A 22,096-nucleotide genomic window follows, 5' to 3' on the forward strand; every position below is an offset into this window, starting at 1 on the left:
AAAATTCATATGATACAATCAATGACTGGTTACGGGAAATCTGTAATTCAACTTCCGACCAAAAAAATATCAATAGAAGTAAAATCGCTAAATAGCAAAAACTTAGATCTTAATACAAGAATGCCTTCGTTGTATCGTGAAAAGGAATTGAGTATTAGAAAACTCATCGCCTCTAAACTAGTAAGAGGTAAAATTGATTTTTCATTATATATGGAAATTACCGGAGAAGAAACCTCTACTCAAATCAATAAAACAGTTGTTATGCAATACATTAAACAGCTTAAGGATGTTGTAGATGGTGATGAAACTGAATTATTAAAAATGGCGATTCGACTTCCAGATGCGGTAACGACTGAACGTGATGAAATAGATGAAGATGAATGGTCTCAAATTTCAAAAGAAATTGACAATAGCCTAGGAAAGATTTTGCAATATAGAATTGATGAAGGAAAAAGTCTTGAAGATGAATTTATCTCTCGTGCACAAAATATTTCAGATATACTTGATGAAGTCATTGCAATGGATCCTGATCGTATTGATGGTGTTCGCGAACGTTTAAATAAAGGTATATCAGACATTAAGGAAAAGGTAGATGAAAACCGATTTGAGCAGGAACTTGTGTATTACATTGAGAAATTTGATATCACTGAAGAAAAAGTGCGTTTAAAAAATCATTTAGACTACTTTCAAAAAGCTTTAAAATCTGACGACTCTAATGGAAAAAAGCTTGGTTTTATTTCTCAAGAAATGGGACGAGAAATCAATACCATTGGTTCTAAATCAAATTATGCTCCTATGCAAAAACTAGTTGTTCAGATGAAAGATGAGCTTGAAAAAATTAAGGAACAGTTATTGAATGTACTGTAACTAGTTAATACTTTAAATCAAATCTGTGTCAGAAATAAAGAATAAAAATAGAGGAAAGTTACTTGTGTTTTCAGCACCATCAGGTTCTGGAAAAACAACCATTGTTAGGCATTTACTCGAACAGAAGGAGCTTAATTTAGAGTTTTCTATTTCAGCAACATCTAGAGAAAAACGCGGAAATGAAATCCACGGAAAAGATTATTATTTTCTAGACATCAAAGATTTTAAAAACAGAATCAAAAACGATGAGTTTTTAGAATGGGAAGAAGTTTATCGCGATAATTTCTACGGCACCTTAAAAACAGAAATTGAACGTATTTGGGGAAAAGGTAAGAATGTCATTTTTGATATTGATGTGTCTGGAGGATTACGAATAAAGAAAAAGTTCCCACAAGAAACCTTAGCGGTTTTTGTGAAACCACCAGATTTAAATGAGCTTATCATTAGACTTAAGGAACGTGGTGAAGAAAGTCCTGAAAAAATTAGTATGCGCGTTGCAAAAGCACCTGCTGAATTGGCAACTGCGCCTTTATTTGATGAAATTGTTCTCAATAAAGATTTAGATAAAGCATTGGATGATGCGTATACACTAGTGTCTAATTTTATTAAATCATAATCATGAAAGTCGGATTGTATTTTGGAACGTTTAATCCAATCCATGTTGGACATCTCACCATTGCAAACCATTTAGCCGAATATAGCGATTTAGATAAAATCTGGTTTGTAGTGACACCTCACAGTCCCTTTAAAAAGAAAAGTTCCTTGTTAGATAATCGTCAACGTTATGAAATGGTATATCGCGCGACTGAAGATTACACAAAACTAGAACCTAGTGATATTGAGTTCAATTTACCGCAACCCAATTACACAATAAATACACTTACCTATCTCAAAGAAAAATATCCTGATTATCAATTTGCACTCATTATGGGTGAAGATAATTTAAAGAGTTTTCACAAGTGGAAAAACTATCAGCTTATTCTAGATAACCATGATATTTATGTCTATCCTAGAATTTCTGAAGGAACTATAGATGTTCAATTTAATACCAATTCAAAAATTAAGAAAGTTGATGCACCTATTATGGAATTGTCTTCAACGTTTATAAGACAATCTATCAAAGATGGTAAGAATGTTCGACCAATGTTACCTGAACATGTATGGGAATATTTGGATGAAATGAATTTTTATAAATAAGAATCTGAAGTTAAAAACTATGGCGAACAATAAAATGCTAATTTATATTAAGGATGTTTTAGAAAATTTGCCTTCTAGTTGGTTGAATCTAACAACCCATCGACTAGATATTTATAATGAAGAATTGGCTAAAACTCAATTCTTAGAACAATTTGAAGCTCTATATCAAAAAAATAATTCTGAATTTCCAGCACTCAACAATTTACCTACAGCTTACGATTATATTCGTTTAGGTCATCCTTTATCTTGTGTCTTAGAATGGGCAATCGCTAAATTACATCATTTAAATCCTGAATATGTAATTAGTTTTTCATCAAAGACAATTCCTGTTTTGGCTGTACTAAGAAAAAACTTGTTAGACCATAAAAACACACAAATTATTTATAAAAATGAATTACCTGATACTTTTGATATCGAAGTTCTAAGACGTGTTTATGGTTATACTTTTGAATTAAAAAAAGTGGACACATTAGAAGAGGTTACTAAGTTTGATGGAAGCACTATTTTCATATCACAAGACACTACAATTACAAAAAGTGAACTCCATCCGAATATTGACTTTTTCATCAATACTTATGATCAGCTTGGTAGTGTTTTGTTAATCAATGGTGATCAAAATGAAAGTTATATCTCAGAAATTCAGCATGTAAGACGAAGAGAAACGATTGCAATGACACCAATAAAATGTCTTGCTGCCTTAAAGTTTTTGGTAAATGAAACTTTTATTGAAAATACGGAAAGTAATGTCAATTTCAGAACCAATAAATCTTTAGTATTAGATTCAATTACAGACATTACAGGTACCACAACCAAACCACTTGTTGGGTCTAGTGGACTTTCAATTCAGTATGCCATAATGATGGGATTAATTCATTATGCTCAAGAACATCATAAAGGAAAAGCTATCAAATTTGTTGTGCCTCCAAATTGTTATGGCGGAACAAACGACCAAGCAAGACGAGTTGCAACATGTAATGATAATGTAGAAGTGTTGGATTTACCAGTTGATGGCGACAACGATATGGTTCAGAGTATAGATTCTATTTTAGATTACATTGCTAAAGAAGATGCTATTCCTTATATCATAGCTGAAATCCCAACAAATCCTAGAGTTGAAGTTCCAGATCTTACACAATTAAAAGCAACGTTAAGTGCAGTACGAAAAACTGCAACTGGTGATATTGCTATCGATCCAGTATTTATATTAGATCAAACATTTTGCCCTAATGTTCACTTTTTAGGTGAAGGTAAAATACTCTCAACTGTGAGAACTATTTCATATGCTAGTGGCTCAAAATTCCCAAGTGGTGGACAGTGCACTGCTGGTTATTGTGTGGGAAATAATAAAGCTGAAGCCTTGATGGAAAACATAGTAAAGCATTTGGTTCTTTGCGACAATGAAGCGACACCTCTTCAAATGGAAATATTAGCAAATCAGTTGCCTTCAATGAATCAAAGAATAAGTGATGCTTATAAGAATACACGAGAATTTGTGACCTTCATCCAGGAAACTTTACCAGAAGCAAAAATCAATTTTGTTTCCGAAGAACTAGCAACACAAGGGTTTACACCATCTGTATTTTCATTAGATCTTCCGACAAAAGGGTCGACTGCTGAAGAAAAAGAAGCATATAAAAGAGTCTTAAATCATAAATTAATCAATGTAATGATTTCAGAAATACCTAACGAAAGTAAATACTGTGTTAGTTATGGACAACTAAAAGGCTGTTATTGGACAATTCCTGCAACTTCTACTCAAGGAACAACTAAAGAAGGTGATAAAGATTATATTGCTCGTGTAGCACTATCTCCAAATATGGATCTTGAACGTCACAAAAAAGTCTTTTTAGACTTTGTTAGAGATATCAGCTAATTTCAAAAGTGATAATAGGCATTTTCTAAATGCTCAATCTCAAATTGTTTTCCGTTTTTCACAATAGCAATGATATCAAAACGAACTTCAACATCAAGTTGATTTGTAGTTACATAATTATCTACAGCCTTAACAATTCGTTGAATCTGCTTAGGTTTTAAAAAGTCTTGTGGATTTCCAAAAGCAATACTAGAACGGGTTTTAACTTCAACAATAGCAAGTGTATTTTCTTTTTGTGCAATAATATCGACTTCAGCTTTTTGAAATATATAATTACGTGAACGAATTTCGTAACCGTTCTGCTGCAAAAAATTTACAGCCAATTCTTCCCCTTTTTTCCCTAATTCGTTGTGATTTGCCATTTAACTTTTATAATGAGTATCAATATAAGCAATTGCTTCATCTTGACTTAAAACGGCAAACTTTTTATAGCGATTATGAACATCAACAATTTCATCTAAGGCTTTTTCAACAAGCGGTTTGTTTTGCCATGTATTTAAATGCGCAACTACGGTTTTTAAACACCCATTTTTGTAGGCTATTTGTCCGAGCACATGAACCAAAGTATCTGAAACACGTCTGGTTTCATCAAATTCTAATTCTTTTAATAATGGCAAAATATCCTGAGGATGCGTTCGTCCGCGAAGTTCAATTCCATGACAAATTTCACGTCTTATTTCTTTATCAGAATGTTTTAGATATGGTTTAGCCCATTGTAAAACAGGAACAGGATTCTTCTCTCCCATTTTTTTGATAGAACCAATAACCGCATTCCGAACGCGATGATGGTTATCAAATAAACCCAAATTCATAAAATGTTCTATTTTATCAAAATGAAACTTTCCAATTTCACCAGCTGCATTTATAACTGTTTGTCGGACTAACTCATCATCAGATGTCATTAATTCATCCAATACTGAAAAAATAGAGGCTTGTAATTTTGGCTGTGAATAGAAAATTTTACCGATTGCCAGGTATCCCGTTTTACGAATATAGGTGTCTTCATCTGAAAAATATAAACGGATTTTTTCGGTGGTACCTAACGATAAATCAGCAGCAATATCCTGGTTGATTTTTTCAACAAGTTGATCTCTTTCAGGTTTTGGTAAGTCATAAAATGCCATGATAGGTTATTCTTTTGATACTTCTAATTTATAACCAACACCATGAACATTCGTGATTTTTATTGACGTATCTTCTTTCAGTTTTTTTCGTAATTTAGAAATGTAGGTGTCTAAACTTCGACCAACAAACACACCATGATCTTCCCAAACGCGTTTCGATAACTCATCTCTTTTAACCACATCATTTAAGTTATCGCATAAAATTTCTAATAATTCACACTCCTTTTTTGATAAGCTAATTTCTTTCTCAACGTAAAGTAATTTGCTTTGGTCTTTATCAAATTTATAATTTCCGATTTTATAAAACAACGGATCAATTGAAAGTTTCTTAGTCTTCTTCCGCTGGCTGATTACTAAACCTATTATTAAAATTAAAGGCAAGATTAACCAAAGATAAATACTTGACGAATCTGTTTTATCACTTTCAAAACCTATTTGAATGGTATAGCAATTTAAAGGCAATTCACGTCCAGCACAAGGAATAATACTTTCTTCTTCGTTATTTCTCATCTCATAACTATAAGCAACTTCCTTGTCGCTACATTGAATAACTTCAACACGGTAATGATTATGCAGATCCGCTTTAATTAAACTATTTTTAACTGCTGTAACCAGATTGTTCGGTTCAAAAGAGAGCTCCTGTTCAAATGACAACTCATACTTTTCAGTGTCAATTTTAGTAATGGGTAAAATTAAAGTTGTAGAATCTTGATTTGATAATAATAAGGTATTGCCAACATCTCTGAGTGCAATTTTCGTGATTTCTATTCGTGAATCATCTTGATTACAAGACGTAAAATTTAACGTTATTAAAACAGCAAGAATTATGTAAGCATATCTTTTCATAGGCTTTACAAATAAATGACAAATAAAGGAAACACAATACCTATTCACATTTCTTTTACACTTTTTTGACACTTGAATTGTCCTTTTAAAAGGTTTACTTGAAATAAAAATAAAAAACGGAAATCTAAAAATGTCTAATTTTTGAAATTCAAAGTAGACCTGTTTTTCTCTACTTTCAACTCAATAATTTTTCCTAAAACCATAGCGCGATTATCCTTTTCGTGACCTGCAGGCATATTAAATGCAATAGGAAAATCATAGGTTGCTAAAGCATCAAGAACAAGTTGCTCAACAGAGGTTCCCCAAAGCGTGGTGTTTTTTCTTAGTTTACTCATATCACCAACAATAAGACCTTTACAATTCTCAAAATAACCAGCACGCTTTAAACTCTGAAGCATACGATCTATATGATATTTGTACTCACCGATTTCTTCAATGAACAAGATTTTACCTGTCATATCTATACTCGTTTTAGAACCCAACATCGTGTGTAACATGGTAAGGTTTCCTCCAATTAGCTGACCACTAGTCTCACCTGTTCTATTATAACTGGACCCTTCTAAGGTGTAATTTACTGGATGCCCGAAAATGGTAGATTTAAACGTCGATAAGCTTTCTTTGATGTCGTCTAAATCTTTAGTCAAACTCACACACATCAACGCATGAATCGATTGAAATCCTTCATTGTGAACTTGATTATGTAAAGCTGTGATATCACTATACCCAATAATCCATTTTGGATGATTTCTAAACTTGCTATAATCTAATTTATCTAAAATTCTAACCGTTCCGTAGCCACCTCTTGCACACCAAATTGCTTTAACACTTGGGTCATCTAACGCCTTTTGAAAATCTTCACAACGTTCATCATCTGTTCCTGCAAAATGATCAGATATACTAAAAACGTGATTCCCAACAACAGCATTCAAACCCCAACTTCTTAATAATGTAACCGCTTGCTGAACTTCATCATTTCTGTTTTTTAATATTCCTGAAGGTGCAACAATAGCTACAGTATCTCCAGCTTTTAAGTATGGTGGTTGTATCAAAGCAGTTTGTTTTTGTTGAACATCTATAACTTGAGCATTCGTGTTTCCGAAGAAAATAAGCACACAACTCAAGAGTAAAAAATATCGAATTTTAGACATATTGTAAATGTACATTTTTTTTCTAAATCCCTTGCAAATTGCGTACTTTTGTGGCTTGTTAAATGAATACATTTGTCATTCAGAGCAAGGCGAAGAAGCTTTAAAAACATGTTTCGACTGAGCTTAACATGACATAATTAAAACGATATGAATACTCCAAAAAGATATACGATTACTGCTGCATTACCATACACTAATGGTCCTATTCATATTGGTCATTTAGCTGGTGTTTATGTGCCTGCAGATATTTACGCGCGTTACAAACGCTTAACGGGAAATGATGTGGCATTCATTTGTGGAAGTGATGAACATGGTGTTCCAATTACAATTAAAGCAAAAAAAGAAGGCGTATCACCTCAAGATATCGTCGATAAATATCATGCAATAATTAAAAAATCGTTTGAAGACTTCGGAATTACGTTTGACAACTATTCTCGTACAACTGCAAAAATTCACCATGAAACAGCATCCGAGTTTTTTAAAACCTTATACGATAAACATGAATTTGTTGAAGAAGTAACAGAACAACTTTATGATGAAGAAGCCAATCAGTTTTTAGCTGATCGATTCGTTACTGGCACGTGTCCAAAATGTGCTAACGAAGAAGCTTATGGAGATCAATGTGAAAATTGCGGTTCTAGTTTGAACGCAACAGATCTTATCAATCCAAAATCGGCTATTACTGGAAATGTTCCTACATTAAAAGAAACTAAGCATTGGTTTTTACCCTTAAATAAACATGAAGACTTTTTAAAAGAATGGATTTTAAAAGGACATAAAAAAGATTGGAAACCTAATGTTTACGGACAAGTAAAATCGTGGATTGATGACGGCTTAAGACCAAGAGCAGTTACTCGAGATTTAGATTGGGGAATTCCTGTTCCTGTTCCAGGAGGTGAAGGCAAAGTGCTTTATGTGTGGTTTGATGCGCCAATTGGTTATATTTCCGCAACCAAAGAATGGGCTGAAAAGGCAGGAAAAGATTGGAAACCTTATTGGAAAGATTTAGACACAAAGCTGGTTCACTTCATTGGAAAAGATAATATCGTATTTCATTGCATTATTTTTCCAGCAATGCTTAAAGCAGAAGGCTCTTATATTTTACCAGATAACGTTCCTGCAAATGAATTTTTAAATTTGGAAGGGAAAAAATTATCGACGTCTAAAAACTGGGCTGTTTGGTTGCCAGATTATTTAGAAGATTTTCCAAACCAACAAGATGTGTTGCGTTATGCTTTAACAGCTAATGCTCCCGAAAGTAAAGATAATGATTTTACTTGGAAGGATTTTCAGGCGAGAAATAATAATGAATTAGTAGCCATCTTCGGAAACTTTATCAATCGGGTTGTTGTTTTAACCAACAAATATTATGACGGAATTATTCCAGAATCTTCAGAATTTTCAGAAGTTGATAATGAAACTTTAGCTGCAATAAAAGCCTATCCATCTGTTATTGAAAGTTCAATTGATCGGTACCGATTTAGAGAAGCAAGCCAAGAATTAATGAATTTGGCACGACTAGGAAACAAATATCTTGCTGACGAAGAACCTTGGAAATTGATAAAAACTGATGAAGTTCGAACCAAAACTATCATGTATGTTGCCCTTCAAATTGCAAGTGCTTTAGCAACATTAAGCGAACCATTTTTACCATTTACCTCAAAAAAATTAAAATCTATTCTAAATATCACATCGAGCGCAGTCGAGATGTCTTGGTCTGATATTTCAACTAAAAGTGTACTCATTCCATCAGGACATCAAATTGGTAAAGGTGAATTATTGTTTTCTAAAATTGAAGACAAAACTATTCAAGAACAATTAGATAAATTAGAAGCGAGTAAAAAAGCTAATGAAGCTGCTAATAAAGAAATAGAACCTCAAAAGGATCTGATTTCATTTGAAGATTTTACAAAACTTGACATCAGAGTAGGAACGATTCTCGAAGCCGAAAAAATGCCTAAAACAAAAAAACTGCTCATCTTAAAAGTTGATACTGGTATAGACACGAGAACAATTGTTTCAGGTATTGCTGAAAGTTTTACACCTGAAGAAATTATAGGCAAGCAAGTTACTGTATTAGTCAACCTAGCGCCTAGAGCATTGCGAGGTGTTGAAAGTGAAGGTATGATTTTAATGACTGAAACTCCTGAAGGTAAATTGGTATTTGTAAATCCAGATACAGCTGTAAATAGTGGTTTACAGATAAGTTAAAGCAATTTAAATAAATAGCTAAATACTGATTTGTTTTATTTCTATTTATAACTGCTTATCTTTGTTAAAAACGAAAAGGTTATGTTATCAAAAACTATAGAAAGTGCATTAAATAAACAAATACGAATCGAAGCCGAATCGTCTCAAGTATATTTAGCAATGGCTGTTTGGGCCGAAGTCAAAGGATTAGAAGGTATTGCCAACTTTATGTACGATCAATCTGACGAAGAACGTGAGCACATGCTTAAGTTGGTGAAATTTGTAAACGAACGTGGAGGACATGCTTTTATTTCAGAATTAAAAGCGCCAAACGTTACGTTTAATTCGTTTAAAGAAATGTTTGAAAAATTATTAGCCCACGAAATCTTTGTTTCAGAAAGCATTAATGATTTAGTTCATATCTCTCTTGAAAATAGAGACTACGCGACACACAATTTCTTACAATGGTATGTTTCTGAACAAATTGAAGAAGAAGCAACAGCCAGAACCATCTTAGATAAGGTAAATATGATTGGAGATGACAAAGGTGGATTATATTTATTTGATAGAGATATTCAACAATTAACGGTTGTGAGTTCTGCGGCTCCAGATAATGCTCAATAAGTGTTAAAAATTATTTAGATTTAATTTAAATAATTATTTTTGTACTGTTGTTTATTAGTAAATTCAATGGGCAAAAAAAAGAACAAAAAACTCAAGAAAGAACGAATTAAAATTCTTCAATCGTCTGGCTTTGGTAGTTTAGGTAAGGTCAAACCTGAATGCTGTAAAAAATATAAAAAAGCAGAACACAAACGTTGTAAAAAATGTCCTTGTTTTGATTTAATCAAAAAAGTAGCCTAAACTTTTTAGTCAATCTAAACTGACCCATTATTATGCTGAATTTCTACTTGCATTAATATTTCCAAATAAAGAACGCATCACTATTTTTTCATAAACAGCAATCTCTTCTTCATTTCTAACTTCAGCTTTTTCTAACTCCTGAATCTTCTTAAGAGCATATTGTTGAATCGTTAATAATGGCAAAACTATAGATTCTCTTACATCAATTGATGCTTTGCCAACAGGTTCGTTTTCCATCAATTCTTCAGAACCTGTGAGTTTCAATAGCAGGCGCTTAGAGGTTAGGTATTCCGCATAAATTATATTCCAAAACGCTCCAAACTCTTTATCATCTGCCATATACTTCGTTAAATCAAAAAAGGATTTTGATAAAGACATCATGCTATTTTCAACCAATGTTTTAAAGAATTTTGACTCATTATATAACGTTTTAACCTTGTCAAATTCATTATTATCTTCATAGTATTTTAGTGCTGTTCCGACCCCAAAAAAACCAGGTACATTTTGTTTTAACTGACTCCAACTCCCAACAAAAGGAATGGCTCTCAAATCTTCAAACACTAATTTAGAAGACTTCCCTCGTTTAGAAGGTCTACTTCCAATATTTGTTTTTGCATAATATTTCAAGGTACTCATACGCTCTAAATAGGGAAGAAATTTCGGGTGATTCTTAAAGTCTACATAGGTTTGATAACTCAACTCAGCCAAATGATCCATAACAATTTTATCATTAGATGACATGGCATGATTTTTATCATTTAACCGATTAGAAATCCCAGAACTTATCAATTGTTCCATATTATACTGTGACGATTCTATGGTTCCAAAATTAGAACTAATCGTTTGACCTTGAATAGTTAACTGAATTTCTTTGTCTTCAATTGTTGGTCCGAGTGATGCATAAAACTGGTGTGTTTTTCCGCCACCTCTTGCAGGTGGACCTCCTCTACCATCAAAGAAAATAACATCAATTCCGTAACGTCTTGATAATTCTGTAAGAGCTTCTTTTGCTTTAAAAATTGCCCAATTTGCCATTAAATAACCACCATCTTTGGTACCATCACTAAACCCAAGCATTATGGTTTGCTTATGACCTCTTTGCTCGAGATGTGATCGGTAATGTTCATCTGAATACAAATCCTCCATGACCTTTGGAGATGCTTTTAAATCGGTAACAGTTTCAAAAAGCGGAACGACATCTGCAGTCAAGTTATCACCAAATGCTACGACTTTCAGCATTGCATATAGCTGAAGTACATTTAGGGTTGTTTGATTATTACTGATGATATATCGATTACACGCTATTTCTCCATTTTGCTCTTGAATAGACTTCATAGCCTTAATGGTTTCAGTAATATTGATGGCCAATTCATCTTTAAATTTAATATTACCGATAGTCCCTTTAATTCCAGAAAGATGTTTTAATTGATTTTCAAGTGGCAAATCAAAATAATTATCAGGAAATATGTCACTTCCGTTTGCATTAAGTTCATTCACTAATGCTGTAAACATTTGATCGTGAACACGGCTATCTTGGCGAATGTCTAAACTGGCAAAATGATATCCAAAAAGGGTTGTCCTGTTAATTAGTGTAGTTAATTTATCGACAAAAAGGGACTGATGTTCTGTGATTAACATCTCTCGAATAGTTTTCAATTCAGACCTCAACTCTTCAAGTGTAATTTGATAGTTTTCTTCCCTATCAAGTAAAGTGTTATGCAGTTTGTGATTTAAAACAATAACACGCTCTCTTAATCCGCGAAATGTAAGACGCCGTCTTAAATACTTAACATCTTTAATGTAATTTTTAATGATTGATTCCTTAAGTTTTTTTGCAACATCTAGTGTTATTTGAGGTGTAACAAAAGGGTTTCCATCTCTATCTCCTCCTGGCCAAAAGCCAATATTAATAATAGAATTATCAATTTCTTCATCATCAAATATATTTTGCTGAACGTAATCGTAAATGGAACCAAATGAATGGTAAAACACATTTTTCAAATACCAGGTAAGATTTACAGCTTCATCATAAGGTGTTGGTTTTTTATCTTTAAAAAACGGTGTTTTACCAAGTTGGGCTAAAAGACTGTTAATTTCTGTAAGGTTATCGTATTTAATAGCTTCTGCCAAATCTGTAATAATTCCTAATACAGTTCCCGGATAAAACTGGGTTGGATGTGCTGTTAATACAATTCGTACTTTAAACGATTCAAGATATTCTTGTAACAATTGTTTTTTATGCTCAGCTTCGGCATTCTCTTTTAAACTGCGTAAAGTTCCAATACCTTCCATATTATGAACTACAGAAAAAGCAGCATCTTCAACGGCATCAAATAATACGACTTGTCTTTCTATGTATTGAATAAATCGAAACAATAAATTAATTTGACTTTGATTATTTCGTCTTCCCTGATATTTCTTAAAAAAAGTCTCTACAATTGTGGTTGGGTTTTCTCCTTTTTCAAATCCATTTTTACAAGTTTCATAAAAAAGTGGTAGTAAAACCACCGTTTTAGAAATTGTATCAAAAGGCAAAGTCATAAAAATACTGTTATAGATTTGGTATTTTGACAATACATTTTGCTTAAATCTTGTAAGTTTTGGTTGAGTCGACATAGAGTTACTTCTTTTTATAAAGATACTAAAGGTTACCCTTTTATGTGAGCCACCCTTTATTTTTACGTAATTCTCAAAATAAAAGCGTCTTTTTGATAATGATTCAGAAAATCAAACGTTTTAATTGTGAAATTTGTGAATTATAATGGATGGGAAATTATTCTTTTTAATTATAATGTATAATTTTACATAACATAAAAAATGTAGCTTTTTTTGTACAAAACTAAAATTTTATCAATGATTATACGATTCTATTCATTACTTTCTAAAGTACCATTTGTAGGTCTATTAAGTCTACTTTTTATTTTTCCGTATTCATCATACTCCCAAGTAGAAAAAAGTATCATTTCCTCTTTTGAAACCTATTCTAAACTACCGAGAGAAGTGGCTTATTTACATTTAAATAAATCAATATACATAAAAGGAGAATCTATTGCATTTTCTGGCTATGTAATTGATAAAAACACAAAAAAACCTTCTGAATTAACTACCAATTTATATTGTGTCGTAACAGATCAAAATGGTAAAACCATAAAGAGTCAGTTAATTAGAGTTTCCAATGGCTTTTCTTCTGGTTCATTTGATATTGATAACGATTTTAAGTCTGGAGAATACACCATTAAAGCGTATACAAATTGGATGCGAAATTTTGACGAACAAAACCTATTTGTTGAAAACATTAAAATCATTGATCCAGAAACCGATGAATTTGTAAAACCTGAAACATTAAAAAACACCATTGACGCTCAATTTTTACCAGAAGGAGGACACATGGTCACTAATGTACAAATCACCGTTGGAGTTGTTTTAAAAGATGCTAATGGTTTTGGTATCTCTTCAGTTGAAGCGGAAATTTTAGACAGTAAAAACAGTACAATTACAACGTTTAAAACCAACCAATTTGGAATAAGTAGGTTTTTGCTTACTCCTAAAGCGAATGAAACCTATACAGCAGAATTTGAGTATTTAGGTGAAACTTTTAATTTTAAAATTAACACTATTGATCTAAAAGGGTTCTCGTTAAGCTTAACTGATTTAGGTAAAAACGTTGCCCTTAAATTTAACACTAATTCAGAAACACTGCCAAGTATTAAAAACGAAACTTATAAATTGGCCATACATAACGGTAAATCTATTAAAGTAACCGATTTTAATTTTGAAGGTTTAGAAGTTGTAAAGCTTCTAAGTAAAAATGATTTATCACCTGGAATAAATATTTTTACAGTTTTTGATAAAGACAATAACCCGTTATTAGAACGTCTTTATTTTAAACATGACGGTATTGAAAATTTAAAAACTGAAACGCCTACAGTACATAAAGCGACTTATGATTCATTAACGGTTATGTTACCAATTAAAGCTATTACTTCTGAAATTAATCACAACATAAGTGTTTCTGTGCTGCCAGATGAAACGAAATCATACCAGAGTCATCATAACATTATATCTTATATGTTCTTGCAACCTTATGTAAAAGGTTATATTGAAAACGCTGCCTATTATTTTGAAAATACAGACAGACGAAAAATATACGAATTAGACAACCTTTTAATCACTCAAGGTTGGAGCAGTTATAACTGGAATAACATTTTTAATACACCTCCAAAAAACACGTATGTTTTTGAAACTGGAATAGGATTTAAAGCCAACATTAATACTAAAAAATCGAATCAGTTTTTAATGTTTGCTTTAAGAGAAAGTAAAGGCGATGTTTTTGTTACAGGAGCTAATGAAAAAAACTTTATAAAAACAGGCTTATATCCTTACAATGATGAAAAAGTTAAAATAGGTGAAATTGACAAAAAGGGGAAAATGAGTACTCCAAATATGTACCTTCAATTTTCACCTTCAGAAATATCGTTATATTCTAATGCGTTTTCAGTATTAAAAGCGAAATCAAAATCATTGACTTCTACAACACAAATTCAACCATTTACCCAGTCTATTTTAGAAGGCACACAAACCTTAGATGAAATTTTAATTGAAACCAATAAAAAAGAAACTAAAACAGAAGGACTTGAAAAACGGTCTTTTGGCAACGTTGAAGTTTTTGATGATAGAACAAGGTTAGCCAATAGGACTTTAGCACAATACTTAAGCAAAAAAGGATTTGTTACTTCAGATTATGGTGGTGTGTTATCAATAACAGTTAGAAATCCTTTAACCCCAAATAATACAACTCCAGTCGTGTATTTAAATGATGTGTTGTTGTCTGATTTTAGTTTTCTTGCCACTTTTGATATGAATAGTGTTGATTATATAGAAATTAATAAAACTGGTCTTGGTAGCGGTATGAGAGGAGGAGCAGGTATTATTAAAATTTATTCCGATCCAAATGTCGAAATAAAAAGAAAGTATGGTGATAATTACAAGACATATGATATTCCTTTAACATTTACAAAATCTAAACAATTTTACACACCTAAATACAGCTATTACAAAACACGTTTTTTTAAAGAGTATGGTGTTATTGACTGGATTCCTAATGTACAAACTGATGCAAATGGGAACTTAGTTTTTAGTGTTTTTGATACAGGAATTGAAACTGTGAAATTGTTCATAGAAGGCATTACTGATGATGGTCGTTTTATTGTTGAAGAAAAAACCATTAATTTGAATTAACACTATTAAAATCAGAATTAGTAAATTCAATTTGATCTCAAAACTTTAATTCATTTAATCACTACATTTGTGATATTAACCTTCAATTAAATAATTATGTATACTACTGTTCTTATGCTCCATTCATATTGGGCATACCTCGTTTTGGCCATGCTAGTTATAGCCAGTTTTAATGCGCTTACCAAATATTTTGGTGATAAAGAATTTCATGCTGTAGATTTTAGAATCGCATTATTTACTCTTATCGTTTCTCATATCCAATTATTAATTGGCTTAGTGTTATATTTCGTATCACCTAATGGATTTAACAATATAAGTGCTAACGGAATGGGTGGATTAGATGCGTTTGCAAGATTATTGGCAGTAGAACATCCTTTTGTTGGCATCCTTGCAGTTGTCTTTATTACCATGGGTTATTCAAAACATAAAAAGAAATTGACATCAAAACCGAAGTTCAAGATGCTTTCTATCTTTTATACATTAGGTTTATTATTAGTCCTTTCAAGAATTCCATGGTCTAACTGGCTTTAATATTAATTATATTTCATAAAAAAAAGCGCAAACTTAAGTTTACGCTTTTTTTTATGATTTGTTAATGAATTTATTGTTCTTCAACTTCCCTAATTAAATATACATAAACTGGAAAGTGGTCACTAAAACCATTTGTAAATCCACCATCAGCAAAACTTCTGAATGGATATCCTTTCCAACGACCTCTTGGGTTGGTTAGGTATTGTTTATTATAAATTCCTGCTTTATAAAATCTAAACGATGAGTAATCATCTTTTTCAATAAGAGGTTTGGTAAACATGATTTGATCAAACAAACTCCAAGCATCTCTCCAAGCTGTAGTACCATAACCACTTTTCTTAAACATATTTTCGTAAGGATTATATATTCCTTTTAATGCAACATCTTCCTTTTCATTTTTAGCTTCTAAAACTTTTTTAACGCTATCGTTAGTCGGATCGTCATTTAAATCTCCCATGATAAAAATCTTTGCATAAGGATCAATAGACTGCAAAGAATCTTTTAGTCGTTTACTTACTTTAGCGGCAGCAACCCGTTTTGGTCTACTTCTAGCTTCTCCTCCACTTCTTGATGGCCAGTGATTAACAATCACATGAATAAGATCTCCATCTAATTCTCCAGAAACTAATAATTGATCTCTTGTTTCTTTACGTTCTCTGGTTTTATCATCATAAATCATTAAGACATGAGAACTATGGGTAATCGGTCTGAATAATTTCTTTTGATACAAAAGTGCAACATCAATCCCTCTGACATCAGGAGATTCGTAGTGGATAATTCCGTAATCTCTACCAACCAACAACGGATCATTAACCACATCAACTAAAACTTGTCTGTTTTCAATCTCACAAACACCAATAAGTGCTGGTGAATTTCCTGTAACATCAGAACCAATATCTGCAATAACTCTAGCCATATTATGAACTTTTTTAACATAGATTTCATCTCTATTGGCTTTTATCTCCATCATTGGACTTCTTTCGTCAAATTTGGTCGTATCATTTATAGTGTCAAATAAATTCTCTAAATTGTAGAAAGCTAACGTGTGAATTTTAAAACGTTTTTCTTTTTTTTCCTCTTGAGAAAACCCGCTAATTGTGATCAAAAAGCAAAAAATTGCTAAAGGAAAATGATGTAATTTCATAGTGTTAATATTATGTTAGTATTATATCTAATCAAATCTTGAGCCAAAAGTATGTATTTATTATAAATAATGTAAATTTGCAAGCCTTAAATAACCAATATTTAATGCGCAACCAATTTATTAACTAAAGATTAGGCATGAAAAAAAGTTTATTGATTTTTTTACTCGGAATTTTTTCTGCGTTTACAACCTTTGCTCAAGAAACTATTGTTAAGGGTAGTGTTCTTGACGGTACAACAGGAGAACCTATTCCAGGAGTAACGATTACCATTGAAGGCACGTCAATTGTGACAACCACTAATTCTAATGGTGAATTTCAATTTGAGACTATAGTTCCTTTAGGAGAACAAGTACTCAAAATTGAATCGACAGATTACGTTACTAAACGTTATCCTATTGTTGTAAACGAAGGTCAAACCGTTGATATTAGCGGAATGACATTAGATTACGATTCTAGTGATAAAAAAGACTTGTTTATTATCTCAATTTCTGATGATAACTTAAACAGTGAAGATGATGGTTTAACAGACAATGTTTCTGGTTTATTACAATCATCTAGAGATGTGTTTTTAAATGCTGCTGCATTTGATTTTAGCGCAACATTTTTTAGACCAAGAGGATTAGACAATGCCAATGGTAAAGTTCTTATCAATGGTGTAGAAATGAACAAACAGTTTAATGGTAGACCTCAATGGGGAAACTGGGGAGGAATAAACGATTTACAACGTAATCAAGAGTTTACCATGGGTATGTCTGCAAACGATTACACTTTTGGTGATCTCGCTGGAACTAATAACATTATAATGAGAGCTTCTAAATACAGAGAAGGTGGACGTGTATCTTACGCAAGTGCCAATAGAAGCTATACAGGTCGTGTTATGGCTAGCTATAATTCAGGTGTACTTGAAGGTGGCTGGGCATTTTCAGTTCTTGCATCTAGACGATATGGTGATGAAGGATTTGTAGATGGAACATTATATGATTCAAATTCTATCGTTGCAGTTGTTGAAAAACAGTTAGGTGATAAGCATAGTCTTAACTTTACTTCTATTTATGCTCAAAACAGACGTGGTCGTTCTACAGCAATTACAGAGGAAGTTTATAACCTAAAAGGACGAGAATACAACCCTTTTTGGGGAGAACAAAATGGTGAAATTAGAAACTCAAGAATTAGAGAAATTAATGAACCAATCTTAATGTTGAATCACTATTGGGAAATCACACCAAAAGTTAGATTGAACACTAACATAGCCTACCAGTTTGGGGAAATTGCCAATTCAAGAATTGATAACAATGGCTCACGTCTTGATGCTATTAACGATGGTCAATACGGTGGTGCTCGAAATCCAACCCCAGAGTATTACCAAAACTTACCTAGTTATCATCTTGATGATCCAAACCCAACAGCTTATGATTATCAATTAGCGTACATAGCACAACAAGAATTTATAAATGACGGACAATTAGATTGGAATACGCTTTACGGAGCTAATGCTATTAATGGTTATTCTGTTTATGCACTTCAATCTGATGTGATAGAGGATAAACAACTATCTTTTAACTCCATTCTTGATGCCGACTTAGCAGATAATATTAGATTAAATGCTAATTTTAGTTATAGAACTTTAAATAGTCAAAATTATGCACGTATTGACGATTTATTGGGTGGATCAGGTTATTTAGATATTGATGCTTTTGCAGAACAACAAGCAGGACAGCAATCTGTAGGGCAAGCACAGAGTGATATTAGAAATCCAAACAGAATAGTTACTGAAGGTGATCGTTATAAATACAATTACGACATCAATTCTGATGTAGCAAGTGGTTTTGCACAATTTCAATTTAAATATGATAAAATAGATTTTTATGTAGGCGCTAATATTTCACAAACTACATATCAAAGAGATGGTAAGTATGAAAATGGATTTTTTAAAGATCCTAATCCAGCTTTAGGTGAAACTGGTTTCTTAGATGGTTTTGGTGATATTACTTCTTATGGCGAAAGCGAGAAATTAGAGTTTTCTAACTATGGAGTTAAAGCTGGTTTTACCTATAAAATTACTGGGAAACATTTAATAGATGTTAACGGAAGTTATTTCACAAAAGCTCCTTCAATTCGAAATTCATTTGGAAATGCAAGACAAAGTAATCAAATTGTTTTAGGTTTAGAAAGTGAAACAATTCAGAGTTTTGATGCCAGTTATATCTATAGATCACCAACAGTAAAAGCTAGACTTACTGGATTTTATTCAGGCTTTCAAGATGGTACTGATATCGGCTTTTTCTTTACTGAAAACTCAAGTAATTTTGTACAAGAAGTTCAGACTAATATCGATAGACGCCATATTGGTGCTGAATTAGGTATTGAAGCTCAAGTAACTCCAACTATTAAGTTAAAGGCTGCTGCATCTATCGGACAATACACATTTACTAATAATCCAGACCTATATTATACCGCTGCAGATTTTTCAACTATAAGGACTTTACCTTTAAATGGAATACCTACTGAAGTTGCACAAAAAACCGTGTTAACTTATGGTGATGGTACAACTGCATTAAAAGATTTACATGTATCTGGTGGACCTGAGCGTGCATTTCAAATAGGTTTTGAATATCGTGATCCAGATTTTTGGAATATCGGTGTTACAAGTAACTTCTTCTCACATGCATACGTAGATGCGAGTGCTTTAAAACGATCTGCTTCTTTTACTCAAGATGTGGACTTGTTGCCTACACTGCCGGGTGTTAATGGAGGTGTAGATATTCCAAATAACGGAAATTTTAGTGGCTACACGTTTAACGATTATGACGAAGAAGTGGCTAAAGAATTATTAAAACAAGAACAATTTGACAGCTATATGTTAGTGAATGTTATAGGTGGTAAATCTTGGAAAGTAGGCGATTATTTCGTCGGCTTTTTTGCAACTATCAATAACGTATTTAATCAAGAATATAGAACAGGTGGTTTTGAGCAATCTAGACGAGTAGATTATAGAAGTCAGATTGAAGAGCAAAATAATGATGGTGGTCCAGTATTTGGAAACCGTTATTTCTTTGGTAATGGCACAACATACTACCTTAATGTATATTTAAGATTTTAAAAAATGAAAAATAAATCACAAAATAGTTTCCAATCTTTTGGGAAAAATAAAAAAAGAAGAACAATGAAAACAATTAATTTAAACAAAATCATATTACTAACTTTAAGTTTAGTAGTATTTAGTGCTTGTGTTCAAGATGATGATTTTGATACACCAAATCTCTCATTTGGAGAACCAAATATTCCAGCAAGTCAAATAAGAACAATGGGGTCTTTAGCTGGTGACTTAGCTCAAGCTCAAGATAATTTTGGTGAAATAGATTATGAAGATGAATCAACTGTAGTGTCTTACACATTTAATGATAATGATGAATACATAACAGGTTATGTTATATCATCTGACGAGGCAGGAAATTTCTTTGAAGAATTAATAATTCAAGATAACTTTGAAAACCCAACTGTTGGGATCAAAGTACTAATTGATGTAAATCCATTATTTACTAAATATGAAGTAGGTAGAAAGGTCTATATAAAGGTTAGTGGCCTTTCTGTAGGAATTACAAATGGTGTTTTATCGATAGGAGTTCTAAATGGAACTGAAGTAGATAAAATCCCATCAGGATCTGAAACTAATTTCATTCTTAGATCTAATGATGTCGAAACTATTGTACCCCTTCCATTAACTATTTCTAGTTTCTCTAGTGATAAGACAAACATGATGGTTGGATTAGCTGACGCTCAGTTTAATAGAAATGAAGTTATTAATAATTCTCTTACTTATGCTGCTGAAGGATCTGATGAATTTGATGGAGAAAGAACTCTTGAAAGCTGTACTTCGAGTGCTACTGTTGTTTTTAGTACAAGTACGTTTTCCGATTTTAGAGGTTTACTTTTACCTAGTGGTAGAGGAAGCATAAATGCAATTTTAACTAAAGATTTCTTTGGTGAAGTGTTCAATTTATCAATAAACACTCCTGAAGATATTAATTTTGACGATGAGGCAATGCGTTGTGATCCAATTGAAATTTCTTGTGGGTTAGCTGCAGCTGCTGGACCAAACAACTTATTTGAGGATGATTTTGAAGGTCAATCAGTAAACTCATTAATTTCAGGAAACGGTTGGACGAACTTTATTGAAGCTGGAACTGAAGGATGGGAAGCATACACGGCTGGAGGTACAAACGCATCTCAAGGTGTGTCAGCAAGAGTTGGTTCATTTGGATCTGGTGATTCAAGTTCTGTAGCTTGGTTAATTACACCTCAAATAGATTTAGATACTAATCCTGGTGCAACGCTTCAATTTGAAACATCTAATAGTTTCTCTGACTCAAGTACAATGGACGTATTATTCTCAAATGATTGGGATGGAACTGAGGCTGGAATATCAACTGCAACTTGGGGGATTTTATCTGATGCTTATGTAACAGATGATGATGATTTCTTTGGTAGTTGGTTTGAATCTGGAATTGTAGATCTTTCTTGTGCAACTGGTCAAATTCATATCGCTTTCAAATATGTTGGAAGTGGTGTTGCTGAATTTGATGGAACTTACGAATTAGATTTTGTAAGCATAGACGCTCAATAAAAATAAAACCATATATTTAAAGCCACACCAAATTGGTGTGGCTTTTTTATTTACAGCTAACATGACAACATTTGATACTATTTTTTTTAGCGTTTTTAATCACTTTAAAGCAACGCATAAACAAAAAGCTAATACAATTGCTATAGTTTACCTTTCACTCTTGCAAATCGCATTAGTTTTAGTCTTAGGCGTATTCTTCTCTATATTTTTAGAACAAATGCACGTTACAATGTTTTCTGCATCAAAAGGATGGACTCTTTTTATTATGACAAGTGTTTTTATTTACTTTAGAAATTGGATTACTTATAGTGGTAGAAAACGAAAAGTTTTGAATGCTAAAACGAATAAAAAACAAACAACCTATAGTATTTGGTTATTATGGTTTCTTTTATTAGGCACTATTACTTTAGCCATTGTTTTATTAAACGCATAAAAAAAGCCTCTTAAAT

Annotated in this window: 17 protein-coding genes; 11 read left to right on the top strand and 6 right to left on the bottom strand. The window is 32.4% G+C overall.

Annotated features, from left to right (window positions below):
• Nucleotides 1-9: 9 nt before the first annotated feature.
• The 4 genes from VOI25_RS02145 to VOI25_RS02160 are packed head-to-tail and all read left to right on the top strand — an operon-like array spanning nucleotide 10 to nucleotide 3,937.
• Nucleotides 10-867 carry a YicC/YloC family endoribonuclease gene (locus tag VOI25_RS02145; RefSeq protein WP_323787284.1) on the top strand — a complete coding sequence of 286 codons (858 nt, stop codon included), beginning with the start codon at nucleotides 10-12 and terminating at the stop codon, nucleotides 865-867.
• A 25-nt stretch (nucleotides 868-892) separates the two neighbouring features.
• Nucleotides 893-1,483 carry a guanylate kinase gene (gmk, locus tag VOI25_RS02150; RefSeq protein WP_323787286.1) on the top strand — a complete coding sequence of 197 codons (591 nt, stop codon included), beginning with the start codon at nucleotides 893-895 and terminating at the stop codon, nucleotides 1,481-1,483.
• 2 nt (nucleotides 1,484-1,485) lie between these two features.
• Nucleotides 1,486-2,064: a nicotinate (nicotinamide) nucleotide adenylyltransferase gene (gene nadD, locus VOI25_RS02155; RefSeq protein WP_323787288.1), complete on the top strand. Its 579-nt coding sequence runs from the start codon at nucleotides 1,486-1,488 to the stop codon at nucleotides 2,062-2,064.
• Nucleotides 2,065-2,083: 19 nt separating this feature from the next.
• The gene (locus VOI25_RS02160) at nucleotides 2,084-3,937 is read left to right on the top strand and encodes a cystathionine beta-synthase (protein ID WP_323787290.1); all 1,854 of its coding nucleotides are present in this window, start codon (nucleotides 2,084-2,086) and stop codon (nucleotides 3,935-3,937) included.
• A gap of 2 nt (nucleotides 3,938-3,939) precedes the next feature.
• Here the strand turns inward: VOI25_RS02160 and VOI25_RS02165 are convergent, their stop codons facing one another.
• The 4 genes from VOI25_RS02165 to VOI25_RS02180 all read right to left on the bottom strand — a co-directional run bounded on the left by VOI25_RS02165 (nucleotide 3,940) and on the right by VOI25_RS02180 (nucleotide 7,055).
• The gene (locus VOI25_RS02165) at nucleotides 3,940-4,299 is read right to left on the bottom strand and encodes a YraN family protein (RefSeq protein ID WP_323787292.1); all 360 of its coding nucleotides are present in this window, start codon (nucleotides 4,297-4,299) and stop codon (nucleotides 3,940-3,942) included.
• Entirely contained in the window at nucleotides 4,300-5,061 is a 762-nt protein-coding gene (locus tag VOI25_RS02170; protein WP_323787294.1) for a HEAT repeat domain-containing protein, read from the bottom strand.
• 6 nt (nucleotides 5,062-5,067) lie between these two features.
• Nucleotides 5,068-5,907: a winged helix-turn-helix domain-containing protein gene (locus VOI25_RS02175; RefSeq protein WP_323787296.1), complete on the bottom strand. Its 840-nt coding sequence runs from the start codon at nucleotides 5,905-5,907 to the stop codon at nucleotides 5,068-5,070.
• A gap of 134 nt (nucleotides 5,908-6,041) precedes the next feature.
• Nucleotides 6,042-7,055 carry an LD-carboxypeptidase gene (locus VOI25_RS02180; protein ID WP_323787298.1) on the bottom strand — a complete coding sequence of 338 codons (1,014 nt, stop codon included), beginning with the start codon at nucleotides 7,053-7,055 and terminating at the stop codon, nucleotides 6,042-6,044.
• Between the two features lie 147 nt (nucleotides 7,056-7,202).
• Between VOI25_RS02180 and metG the strand changes: the two genes are divergently transcribed.
• Nucleotides 7,203-9,266, top strand: coding sequence for a methionine--tRNA ligase (gene metG / locus VOI25_RS02185; RefSeq protein ID WP_323787300.1), 2,064 nt, complete (start codon nucleotides 7,203-7,205; stop codon nucleotides 9,264-9,266).
• Between the two features lie 81 nt (nucleotides 9,267-9,347).
• Nucleotides 9,348-9,869, top strand: coding sequence for a ferritin (locus tag VOI25_RS02190; protein ID WP_323787302.1), 522 nt, complete (start codon nucleotides 9,348-9,350; stop codon nucleotides 9,867-9,869).
• Between the two features lie 270 nt (nucleotides 9,870-10,139).
• On the opposite strand, the gene VOI25_RS02195 is transcribed toward VOI25_RS02190, so the two are convergent.
• Nucleotides 10,140-12,725: a phosphoenolpyruvate carboxylase gene (locus VOI25_RS02195; protein WP_323787303.1), complete on the bottom strand. Its 2,586-nt coding sequence runs from the start codon at nucleotides 12,723-12,725 to the stop codon at nucleotides 10,140-10,142.
• 237 nt (nucleotides 12,726-12,962) lie between these two features.
• Between VOI25_RS02195 and VOI25_RS02200 the strand changes: the two genes are divergently transcribed.
• Both VOI25_RS02200 and VOI25_RS02205 read left to right on the top strand, forming a co-directional pair.
• Entirely contained in the window at nucleotides 12,963-15,347 is a 2,385-nt protein-coding gene (locus tag VOI25_RS02200) for a hypothetical protein (RefSeq protein ID WP_323787305.1), read from the top strand.
• Between the two features lie 96 nt (nucleotides 15,348-15,443).
• On the top strand, nucleotides 15,444-15,878 hold the full coding sequence (locus tag VOI25_RS02205) for a hypothetical protein (protein WP_323787307.1): 435 nt from the start codon (nucleotides 15,444-15,446) through the stop codon (nucleotides 15,876-15,878).
• Between the two features lie 70 nt (nucleotides 15,879-15,948).
• On the opposite strand, the gene VOI25_RS02210 is transcribed toward VOI25_RS02205, so the two are convergent.
• Nucleotides 15,949-17,022: an endonuclease/exonuclease/phosphatase family protein gene (locus VOI25_RS02210; RefSeq protein ID WP_323787309.1), complete on the bottom strand. Its 1,074-nt coding sequence runs from the start codon at nucleotides 17,020-17,022 to the stop codon at nucleotides 15,949-15,951.
• 137 nt (nucleotides 17,023-17,159) lie between these two features.
• Between VOI25_RS02210 and VOI25_RS02215 the strand changes: the two genes are divergently transcribed.
• The 3 genes from VOI25_RS02215 to VOI25_RS02225 all read left to right on the top strand — a co-directional run bounded on the left by VOI25_RS02215 (nucleotide 17,160) and on the right by VOI25_RS02225 (nucleotide 22,080).
• Nucleotides 17,160-20,123, top strand: a complete 2,964-nt coding sequence (locus VOI25_RS02215; protein ID WP_323787311.1) for a TonB-dependent receptor — start codon at nucleotides 17,160-17,162, stop codon at nucleotides 20,121-20,123.
• A gap of 63 nt (nucleotides 20,124-20,186) precedes the next feature.
• Nucleotides 20,187-21,647: a DUF5689 domain-containing protein gene (locus VOI25_RS02220; protein WP_323787313.1), complete on the top strand. Its 1,461-nt coding sequence runs from the start codon at nucleotides 20,187-20,189 to the stop codon at nucleotides 21,645-21,647.
• Between the two features lie 61 nt (nucleotides 21,648-21,708).
• A complete protein-coding gene (locus VOI25_RS02225) occupies nucleotides 21,709-22,080 on the top strand; it encodes a hypothetical protein (RefSeq protein ID WP_323787314.1) in 372 nt (123 codons plus the stop codon).
• Nucleotides 22,081-22,096: the final 16 nt, after the last annotated feature.

Source organism: Psychroserpens sp., assembly GCF_034670085.1.
GTDB lineage: Bacteria > Bacteroidota > Bacteroidia > Flavobacteriales > Flavobacteriaceae > Psychroserpens.

Excerpts from the sequence above, each read along its gene's own strand:
- VOI25_RS02210 (WP_323787309.1), bottom strand. The coding sequence starts at position 17,022 with ATGAAATTACATCATTTTCCTTTAGCAATTTTTTGCTTTTTGATCACA.
- VOI25_RS02195 (WP_323787303.1), bottom strand. The coding sequence starts at position 12,725 with ATGTCGACTCAACCAAAACTTACAAGATTTAAGCAAAATGTATTGTCA.
- VOI25_RS02160 (WP_323787290.1), top strand. The coding sequence starts at position 2,084 with ATGGCGAACAATAAAATGCTAATTTATATTAAGGATGTTTTAGAAAAT.
- metG (WP_323787300.1), top strand. The coding sequence starts at position 7,203 with ATGAATACTCCAAAAAGATATACGATTACTGCTGCATTACCATACACT.
- VOI25_RS02170 (WP_323787294.1), bottom strand. The coding sequence starts at position 5,061 with ATGGCATTTTATGACTTACCAAAACCTGAAAGAGATCAACTTGTTGAA.
- VOI25_RS02205 (WP_323787307.1), top strand. The coding sequence starts at position 15,444 with ATGTATACTACTGTTCTTATGCTCCATTCATATTGGGCATACCTCGTT.
- VOI25_RS02180 (WP_323787298.1), bottom strand. The coding sequence starts at position 7,055 with ATGTCTAAAATTCGATATTTTTTACTCTTGAGTTGTGTGCTTATTTTC.
- nadD (WP_323787288.1), top strand. The coding sequence starts at position 1,486 with ATGAAAGTCGGATTGTATTTTGGAACGTTTAATCCAATCCATGTTGGA.
- VOI25_RS02225 (WP_323787314.1), top strand. The coding sequence starts at position 21,709 with ATGACAACATTTGATACTATTTTTTTTAGCGTTTTTAATCACTTTAAA.
- VOI25_RS02175 (WP_323787296.1), bottom strand. The coding sequence starts at position 5,907 with ATGAAAAGATATGCTTACATAATTCTTGCTGTTTTAATAACGTTAAAT.
- VOI25_RS02220 (WP_323787313.1), top strand. The coding sequence starts at position 20,187 with ATGAAAACAATTAATTTAAACAAAATCATATTACTAACTTTAAGTTTA.
- VOI25_RS02165 (WP_323787292.1), bottom strand. The coding sequence starts at position 4,299 with ATGGCAAATCACAACGAATTAGGGAAAAAAGGGGAAGAATTGGCTGTA.
- VOI25_RS02145 (WP_323787284.1), top strand. The coding sequence starts at position 10 with ATGATACAATCAATGACTGGTTACGGGAAATCTGTAATTCAACTTCCG.
- VOI25_RS02190 (WP_323787302.1), top strand. The coding sequence starts at position 9,348 with ATGTTATCAAAAACTATAGAAAGTGCATTAAATAAACAAATACGAATC.
- VOI25_RS02215 (WP_323787311.1), top strand. The coding sequence starts at position 17,160 with ATGAAAAAAAGTTTATTGATTTTTTTACTCGGAATTTTTTCTGCGTTT.
- VOI25_RS02200 (WP_323787305.1), top strand. The coding sequence starts at position 12,963 with ATGATTATACGATTCTATTCATTACTTTCTAAAGTACCATTTGTAGGT.